Raw genomic sequence first — 7702 nt, forward strand, 5'->3', positions numbered from 1 at the left:
TCGATTCCACGTCATTCGACTGGTTAATCAGCATCTGCTCAAAGCCTGGCAGGGCTACGATCCCGAGGGGCGCAAGCATCGCGGGCTGATCAGCCTGATGCGACGCCACCAATGGCGTCTTACGGATGAGCAAAGAGAGAATCTTGGCCGATATCTAGATGACTATCCCGTGCTCAAGGCGCTGTATACGGCCAAGCAGAAGCTCAATCGACTGCTGCTACTCAAATCCCTGAATCGTAAAAAAGCCAAGCAGCTGCTGCCGCAGCTGCTCTCATTGATCGAAGACTTGGCGGCTAGCCCGCTTCATCGATTGGCAAGAACGCTTAAATCCTGGTTGGAACCCATCGTTGGCATGTGGCGGTTTACCAAGACGAATGGCATTACCGAGGGCTTCCATAACAAGATGGAAATGATGAGCCGACGAGCCTATGGATTTAGAAATTTTGAAAACTATCGACTGCGGGTCTTAACCCACTGTGGATGGGATGGCATTATCAACCGAGTTTAATGAAAACCGGTGTATCCCCCGTTAAGTGGGTAGAGCCGGGCGCTGTAAGATACTGAAAATTAAGAAGAAAAATGGTAGCTACGGGTGGACTTGAACCACCGACCCCAGCATTATGAATGCTGTGCTCTAACCAGCTGAGCTACGTAGCCACGATGTGTTTCTGGCCCCCATCGCGGGCGACGCGAATTCTCTACATTTGCCTCTCGCAAGTCAACCTCCGGCGCAATCAATTTCTGGCGTGTGAAGCTGGCTCAGCCTATCGTGAGCGCTCCACCCAAATCCGCTCCACTATCGGCAGCTGCGCAGTACAATTTTCTTTAGCTGAGCAGCCGATGTTTCATCCATGCATTGCAACTGTTCAGCTTTAACGGCTCCACGCTTTAGCAAAGAAGTGATCAATGATTCACTGAGCATGCAGAGTACGGTTCCATCGGCCGTGCGCTTCATATCCAAAAAACGTTCAGCGGCGACGCCGCTCAGCGAACCCATGGCAGGCTCCAAGTCTCGATAACTTATTTCCGACGATTTCAACGACATCCACCCTCCATACCCGTCTAGTTCTTTTGCGGCGGTGCAACCGCGTCAACATCAGATTAATGATAACGATTCTTATTTGCAACTAAGATTTACAAGCCGCTCTCAGAACCAACCACGCCACCGCGAAGGCCTTATTCTCGGACTGACGTATGATCAGCACATCGCACTCCGACAGCACCCGACCGATAAATGCTTGCACCGACGCCAATCAGCCTCTCAAGCCGAGGTCATCAGGACATGATTCATATCGTGGGTCTGTATAAGTGCGGCTCATCATGGTTATTGCATATGCTTGCAGCCCACCCCCAGATCGTGGCCTGGCGAGAATTTGATGTACTTCGCGCCACCCACGCAAGGGCTTCATTTCTCCTTACCCTTCCCCGAACCGCTTTGGACTATCTTTATTCGCGGGCTGAAAACAGTCGCTGAATGCAGCGCCAGGAGGCCTTTGCCCTCCGGGATACCGACACGATTTTTCGCGATATGTTTCTCGGCCGTGGCGGAGTTCCGGTCACGGGTGTGGAGAAACAGAAGCGCGCCGCTGCTCTTGGCTCCACGAATCTGGACGCAATGCTGGAGGAACTCCTGGCCTTGGGTGACTACCGCGTGCGACCTGACGCCGCTGTCCCCATTAATCCAACAAGCTGTAGCGACAGGCTGGGTGTGCAAAGTTTTCGTCGCGATGACCTGCTTACGCTCATGGAAGCAGTGAGAGACACGCCTGAGCCACTGCAAATTCCCAAGCTGTTTTTTGAAAGTCTGCGCTCCCAGGTAGTGCCCGGAAGCCGGATCACTACCAAGGCCGCGGACCAGATTTTACAACTATCCGCATTAAAAGCTGCTTCACCAGGCTGTCGGGTTGTCGCCATCGTCCGCGACTGCCGTGACGCCGCCGTTTCTGCGAAGCACTTTGAAGCATTGATGCGCAAGCGTGAGGCCCCCTGGCGCACCAATCACGCCAGCCTCGCTCGCCGCATCCTTGGCTGGTCCCTACGCGCGGCAAAGTTGGCGGAACATGCCCGGCGTGGTGAAGTCACTGTGCTGCGTTACGAAGACCTGCACAACGATTTTGCCGACACCTGTCGCGCCCTTTTTCTGGACCTGGGTCTCGATGGAAGCGCGGAGGTTGTCGATCGAGTGAAGAAAGCGACCAACTTCACCACCGTGACCAAAGGTAGGCAACCCGGCGACGCATCGGAACATCAAATCCCCAAGGGGCGAGTCGGTGATTGGCAGTAAGCGCTCACGCCGTTTCAAAAACACCTTGCCTGGATCCTGGCAAGCAAGAGCCTCAACGCATTTGGATACACACGCGGCGGAGACGTAGAGCCCTCGCATCTGGTCCTCGGTAACGCTCCCGATTTGCCCGGCGTTTGATACACAGGAGCCGCTAATGATCGATAACGGCACTCTCTGATCTTCGCCAGACTTTCCCGAATTGCCATCCTGTATAGCCCAAGCAGCGCAGGCCAAATTCATGGAGCACCTATCTGAATCGAGACCGGAGCTGGTGTCAGAACCAGCATCAACGCCGCCATCCACAACGAAACCTCCCCGATCAACACTCCCGACGAGAGAGCTCAGGGAACATCCCTTTCTTGGAGCCATGGGACTGGCAGCCGCTATGATTATTATGCTGGTCTGCTCTGGAACATTACACGCGAACCCGATCCTTACGGAAATTTATTACAACGGGCCCACCCCGGGCAGTGATCCCGATGAATTCATCGAACTTAGCAACCCGACGGATAGGGTTCTGGAACTGGCGGGTTGGCGATTCACCGACGGCATTTCCTACGCTTTCGATGAGGCGCAGATTATGACTGCCGGCGGCTCTCTGGTGCTCGCGAAAGATCCAACGGGCTTCAGCCTCGTCTTTCCAGGGTTTACTGACACTCTCCTGGATTTTGCCGGCGCCCTTTCCAACAGCGGCGAGACCATTGCACTGGCTGACGCCAGCGGCGCTCAGGTTTGGGCCCTTCGCTACGACGACTCTAGTCCCTGGCCGTCAAATGCGGACGGGACCGGGGACTCACTCCAGCTGCTATCCACCGCTCCGGACATGGGTGTAATCACGAATTGGCGGGCGAATTCACCGACGCCGGGGCGATGGATAACGTCGACGGGCAATGCCACCACGCTACCCATTCCCTCAAGCCTGGCGCTACTTTGCCTCGGGGCGCTGCTGCTGCGTTTCCGCAGGCGCCACCCGCTAACCATGAGCTCTGTCAAACAAACCTCGCTAAAGGAGGCTGAGGCAACAGGAATGTGATCTGCGCCCTTCCCTCGCATTGACCGAGGCTTCAAAATCAGGGGTGTTAACGCGGGGGCAGTTCCTCGATCTTGTGTACCACACTTTTGTTGAAACACCGCTGTCAATGTCCGACTTTTTCATTGCCCGACAACCGATTTTTGACCAGAGCCTTAAACTCTTTGTCTACGCACTTCTCTTTCGTAGCGCCGACACCGGTGCCGCAACCCGGGATCTGGACGATGATCTTGCGACAGCGCAGGCACTTAATATCAGCGAAGAAGTTGGCCTCGCGGAACTAGTGGATGGGCAAACCGCTTTTATTAACCTCCCGCGAAAATTCCTGTCGGAGCCCGAGCTACTGCCCTTTGAACCCTTTCAGATAACGGCACCCAAGGCAGCCCACCTCGATCAAATGGCCACTCATTGGGCGGACGAAACCCTCTCGGGAATGGCCAACGCCTAGCGTTTTCAATTGCCCCAAAGCAGCTAGAGGACTGCTAGACTGGCGCGCGTTTTTCTAGCAGCCACCAGCAATACGAAGGAATAGTAACAATGAGTAACCCGGCATTTGAGTTCGTTCGTCAGCTAGGGGTTGAATTGGCCGCAGGAGAATTTGACCTGCCGCCATTCCCGGATACCGCCATGCGCGTGCAGCGTTGCGTTTCTGATCCGGGCTCAGATATCAATTCACTGGGGGTCATTATCGCCGGTGAGCCTGCGCTGGCTGCACGACTTATGCGTATGGCGAACTCGGCGATGATGCGCCGCGGCCCCATGGAGGTCACGGATATAAACACCGCTATCTCTCGTGTGGGTATGGACATGGTTCAAAACGCCGCAGTGTCCTTTGCCGCAAGAGAGGCCTTTAGTTTCCCGCCGGGCAGCCCGTTTATCGAGGACCTCAACAAACTGCGCCTGCACAGCGTTAAAGTGGCCTCCCTGAGCTATGTGCTTGGCAAATACAGCAAGTTTGCCGGCAAGCCCGATGAAGCGATGCTTGCGGGGCTTCTGCATGCCGTGGGCAAGTTCTACATCCTCACAACAGCCGCAGACCACCCGGAGCTGTTCTCCGATCGCGAGGCTATCGACACTTTGGTCGCTCAGTGGCACACAGGTGTAGCGCGGGCGATTGTGGAGTCCTGGAATTTCCCGGAGTCCATCGCCATCGGTGTCGATGAGCAAGAGCTTAAAGAGCGGGACCGCATCTCATCGTCGGATGTCAGCGACGTTCTGTTCATCGCCAATATTCTTGCTCGCGCGGGCGTGAAAGTCGCCGGCGAACTAGGGGACCTGGATGCTCTCGCCAGGCTGCGTATGAATAGCGAGAAACTGGCCGAAATACTGGAAGAAAACGAGGACGAAATTCAATCTATGGTGGAGGCACTCAGTGGCTAAGGGCCATGCCCCCATCAGGGTAAAAGCACAATTCGTTGAGCTTTGTGGTTCACCTCCATCAGACGGGCTCTGCCGATAGCGAAGAACGCAAAAATTTATCCGATTCAATACCAATAAGACTCGGCAGAAAGCACAGCAAAATCACCGGCCACCAGACCATGGGAAATGGTGCGGTTCTAAATAGAGCGGCCGCCTCAGGGACCATGGTTGGTATCAGGCGAATGAGCACGCTGAGCACGATCCCCCCGAGCAGCCAGAGGCTGGTGTCTTCATGGCGCATGCCCCGCATGTGGATCATCCAGGCTCGCCATTAAACCGCGTCACGGCAAACATGGCCGGCTTTCCCAGCAGAATGCTGGATACAGCAAAAAGATGCGCCCACATGAAAAAGACCAACAGCAACCCCGTAAGGCCCTGGATGAAGTCCAGCCACGCCGGCCAGCGCTTATCGGATGGTAGTGGCAAGAAAAGATCAGCCGCCTTAAAACGCCTCGTCGATACCCAACCGCGAAAGGTTGACCGTGGCCGCGTCAAAGTTGGCCTGGGCAACGCGCGTTCGCTGGTAGGCAGTATAAAAACGCACCCGCGCATCGGCGGCAGTCTCCTCTCGAATATTGACGAGGAAAAAGTCGCTGGCACCCTGCTCAAAACGTCGCACCTCTGCCTGCCTCATGGTTTCTGACAGCTCCACGTCCTGCTTGGCGAGTTCCATGAGTTCTCGCGCCGTGTCCAACTCCAACAGGATGTTGCGCAACTCGATCTCAACCTGATCTTCCAGACGACGCTGCTCCTGTCGCAGGGATTCCAGCTCGGCGCGTGCCTGAGTGATTTTACCTTTTGCCTGACGACGCTCCAGGGGGACCGTAAAGGTAAACCCCACTATGGCGTCGGTGCCCTCCCGGGATGCACCACCTTCACCGATAGAGCCAAAACCTTCGGCAAGCTCCAGGTTCAAATCAAGGCGGGGCTTCAACTCATTCTCCGAGAGCGCGATTTTCTGCAAGGCCCGTTCGGCCCCTGTTTGCAGGATACGCAGCTCCGGCCGCTGCTCCAACAGCGCGGGCACATCCAGGGAGGCGGCGCTGGGCACCGGGGGCAAAATGCCAAACTGGGCTTCCGCGGGCAGCCGCTGCACGTCCGGCGTCAGCGGCTCGCCGGTCTCATCGCGCAAATAGAATGCCAGTTGATTGGCAGCCACCTCAAAATCACGGCGTGCTGCAGTCATGAGCGTTTGCCGCCGGGTAATGTTCTGCCGATTCTCCGTAATGAAGATCGCCGCGCGACGTCCACTGCTCACCTCGCGCTCAAGACCGGTTTCGCGCTCCAGCGCTATACGCAGTAGATTGTCATATACCGCAAGTTCCTGACCCGCTGCGACCCAGCGCCAGTAGGCCGCCAGGGCGCGCTGCTGAACACCAACCTTGGTCAGCAGCACATCAAGCTCGGCCTGCTGCAAGGCAAGCTCTGCATCGATCTGACCAAAACGCCGCGCGTCAATGTCACGATCCCTGAACACGCTGAACAGCACACCCAGCTTCGCCGTGCCGGCGTTGTTGGTGTAGTACTGATCCTCGTAGATAGGGAAGTCACCATTGGACAGGGAATACTCGCCGTAAAGCTGCGCGCCGAGGGGCCGCAGGGGTTTTACGACTTTGCCGCCAAGGGATGTACCATCATAAAAACCGTCTACACGATCAAAGCCATCGGCACCGAACACAAGATCAAAGGCACCCAGGGACTCGGTCACCTTACCCACGGCCGCCTGACGCTGAGCCAGCGCCTTGAGAATTGACGGGAAATGCGCCTCCGACGCTGCAAGCACCTCTTCAGGCAAAAGCGGCATCTGGGCCACAGGCACGTCTGCGCGCAGTAGCGGCGCAGCCAACAACAGTCCGATAAAAACTGAGGCACGAAAAATCACTGGCTTGAATTCACCATGGGGTCGCCCTGGCCGGGGAAGTTAGGCGGGAAATTATTCAACTGACGCCAGATCTCGTAACCCACAGACACCTCCTCGAGCAGCACCCAACCCCGGGCCTTGGAGCCAAAGCGCACAAAGCGCCGATCCGGCCAGGCCACGCCGGTATCCTGGTCTTCTTCTACAAGGATGCGGAAACGACCGTTGGCTTGCGCCGTGGGATCAATCGCAATCACATGCCCGCTAAAGGTCCCTACCGCCACCGACGGCCATCCACTGATCTGGATTACCGGCCAGCCCTCGAACTGGATACGCACCTTGGCACCATCCCGCACCAGGGCAATGTCACGACCATCAATGTACATCTCGATAGCTCGCTCGGCGTTGTCGGGCACAAAAGTGGCCACGACCTGCCCCGCGCTGATGAAGGTTGCCGCATCGCCCGCATTCACCCGCAGGATCGTACCGTCCCGGGGAGCACGAACAATCTGCACCGACTGTCTGGAAAGATTCACATCCACGCGACTGAGCTCCGCCGCCGCCTGGGCCACATCCGCGCGCAGTTGCTCCACGCGGATACGCGCCTGCTCAAATTCCCGACGGGCCGACAAACCCTCGTCAAACAGTTTCTCCATGCGGCGCTTATCGATTTGCGCGATTTCCAGCGCCGTCTCCGCCGCTGTCAGTTTGGCGAGCACCTGTCCCCGCTCTGCCTGCAGGCGCTCCAGCAACTGAGGATCGTTATCGACGATGCGGACGATGGGGTCTCCCACCTTCACACGGGATCCGTCGCGAACGTACCACTCCTGTATCCGGCCTGGCACCAGGGCGTTGATTTCCTGCATGCGGTCATTGGGATTAAGCGCAGTGACATTACCGGGGCCGCTGGCAGTCTGCACCCAGGGTACGAAGGTCAGAAAAAGCCCCACGACCACAAAGAAAAACAGCAGTCCAATACCCACGGCGCGAGCGACGCGGGGAACGCCAACGCTGTTGAGCGTCGTAAACTTCTCGCTGTGATAATCAAACAAAGGCACGGTTACTGCTCCCCGTTCAATTCGGCGGCATTCTCGCCGTAGATCGATAGCGG

The 7702-nt window shown here is 56.8% G+C and carries 10 protein-coding genes and 1 tRNA gene; 5 read left to right on the forward strand and 6 right to left on the reverse strand.

Features of this window, described 5'->3' with window-relative positions:
• The coding region (locus tag ACTG3T_RS00565; protein ID WP_439100315.1) for an ISL3 family transposase at window positions 1–508 on the forward strand (508 nt) is incomplete at its 5' end.
• 72 nt (window positions 509–580) lie between these two features.
• On the opposite strand, the gene ACTG3T_RS00570 is transcribed toward ACTG3T_RS00565, so the two are convergent.
• Window positions 581–657 (reverse strand) — tRNA-Met (locus tag ACTG3T_RS00570).
• 139 nt (window positions 658–796) lie between these two features.
• Window positions 797–997 carry a hypothetical protein gene (locus tag ACTG3T_RS00575; RefSeq protein ID WP_439100316.1) on the reverse strand — a complete coding sequence of 67 codons (201 nt, stop codon included), beginning with the start codon at window positions 995–997 and terminating at the stop codon, window positions 797–799.
• Between the two features lie 477 nt (window positions 998–1474).
• Between ACTG3T_RS00575 and ACTG3T_RS00580 the strand changes: the two genes are divergently transcribed.
• The 4 genes from ACTG3T_RS00580 to ACTG3T_RS00595 all read left to right on the forward strand — a co-directional run bounded on the left by ACTG3T_RS00580 (window position 1475) and on the right by ACTG3T_RS00595 (window position 4694).
• The gene (locus ACTG3T_RS00580) at window positions 1475–2284 is read left to right on the forward strand and encodes a sulfotransferase (RefSeq protein WP_439100317.1); all 810 of its coding nucleotides are present in this window, start codon (window positions 1475–1477) and stop codon (window positions 2282–2284) included.
• A 385-nt stretch (window positions 2285–2669) separates the two neighbouring features.
• Window positions 2670–3317 carry a lamin tail domain-containing protein gene (locus tag ACTG3T_RS00585; protein ID WP_439100318.1) on the forward strand — a complete coding sequence of 216 codons (648 nt, stop codon included), beginning with the start codon at window positions 2670–2672 and terminating at the stop codon, window positions 3315–3317.
• 106 nt (window positions 3318–3423) lie between these two features.
• Window positions 3424–3762 carry a hypothetical protein gene (locus ACTG3T_RS00590; RefSeq protein WP_439100319.1) on the forward strand — a complete coding sequence of 113 codons (339 nt, stop codon included), beginning with the start codon at window positions 3424–3426 and terminating at the stop codon, window positions 3760–3762.
• An 89-nt stretch (window positions 3763–3851) separates the two neighbouring features.
• Window positions 3852–4694, forward strand: coding sequence for an HDOD domain-containing protein (locus tag ACTG3T_RS00595; RefSeq protein ID WP_439100320.1), 843 nt, complete (start codon window positions 3852–3854; stop codon window positions 4692–4694).
• Between the two features lie 58 nt (window positions 4695–4752).
• Here the strand turns inward: ACTG3T_RS00595 and ACTG3T_RS00600 are convergent, their stop codons facing one another.
• The 4 genes from ACTG3T_RS00600 to ACTG3T_RS00615 form a co-directional block, all read right to left on the reverse strand.
• A complete protein-coding gene (locus tag ACTG3T_RS00600; protein WP_439100321.1) occupies window positions 4753–4992 on the reverse strand; it encodes a cation transporting ATPase C-terminal domain-containing protein in 240 nt (79 codons plus the stop codon).
• Complete coding sequence (locus ACTG3T_RS00605) at window positions 4989–5159, reverse strand: hypothetical protein (RefSeq protein WP_439100322.1); 171 nt, start codon at window positions 5157–5159, stop codon at window positions 4989–4991. Before ACTG3T_RS00605 ends, ACTG3T_RS00600 begins: the two co-directional genes overlap by 4 nt.
• 16 nt (window positions 5160–5175) lie before the next feature.
• The gene (locus tag ACTG3T_RS00610) at window positions 5176–6615 is read right to left on the reverse strand and encodes a TolC family protein (protein WP_439100323.1); all 1440 of its coding nucleotides are present in this window, start codon (window positions 6613–6615) and stop codon (window positions 5176–5178) included.
• Window positions 6612–7702: efflux RND transporter periplasmic adaptor subunit (locus tag ACTG3T_RS00615; RefSeq protein ID WP_439100324.1), on the reverse strand; the 1091-nt coding region annotated here is incomplete at its 5' end. The genes ACTG3T_RS00610 and ACTG3T_RS00615, both read right to left, overlap by 4 nt.

Source organism: Congregibacter sp. (assembly GCF_965660375.1).
In the GTDB taxonomy this organism is placed as follows: Bacteria; Pseudomonadota; Gammaproteobacteria; order Pseudomonadales; family Halieaceae; genus Congregibacter.

Excerpts from the sequence above, each read along its gene's own strand:
- ACTG3T_RS00575 (WP_439100316.1), bottom strand. The coding sequence starts at position 997 with ATGGGTTCGCTGAGCGGCGTCGCCGCTGAACGTTTTTTGGATATGAAG.
- ACTG3T_RS00580 (WP_439100317.1), top strand. The coding sequence starts at position 1,475 with ATGCAGCGCCAGGAGGCCTTTGCCCTCCGGGATACCGACACGATTTTT.
- ACTG3T_RS00585 (WP_439100318.1), top strand. The coding sequence starts at position 2,670 with ATGATTATTATGCTGGTCTGCTCTGGAACATTACACGCGAACCCGATC.
- ACTG3T_RS00590 (WP_439100319.1), top strand. The coding sequence starts at position 3,424 with ATGTCCGACTTTTTCATTGCCCGACAACCGATTTTTGACCAGAGCCTT.
- ACTG3T_RS00595 (WP_439100320.1), top strand. The coding sequence starts at position 3,852 with ATGAGTAACCCGGCATTTGAGTTCGTTCGTCAGCTAGGGGTTGAATTG.
- ACTG3T_RS00600 (WP_439100321.1), bottom strand. The coding sequence starts at position 4,992 with ATGATCCACATGCGGGGCATGCGCCATGAAGACACCAGCCTCTGGCTG.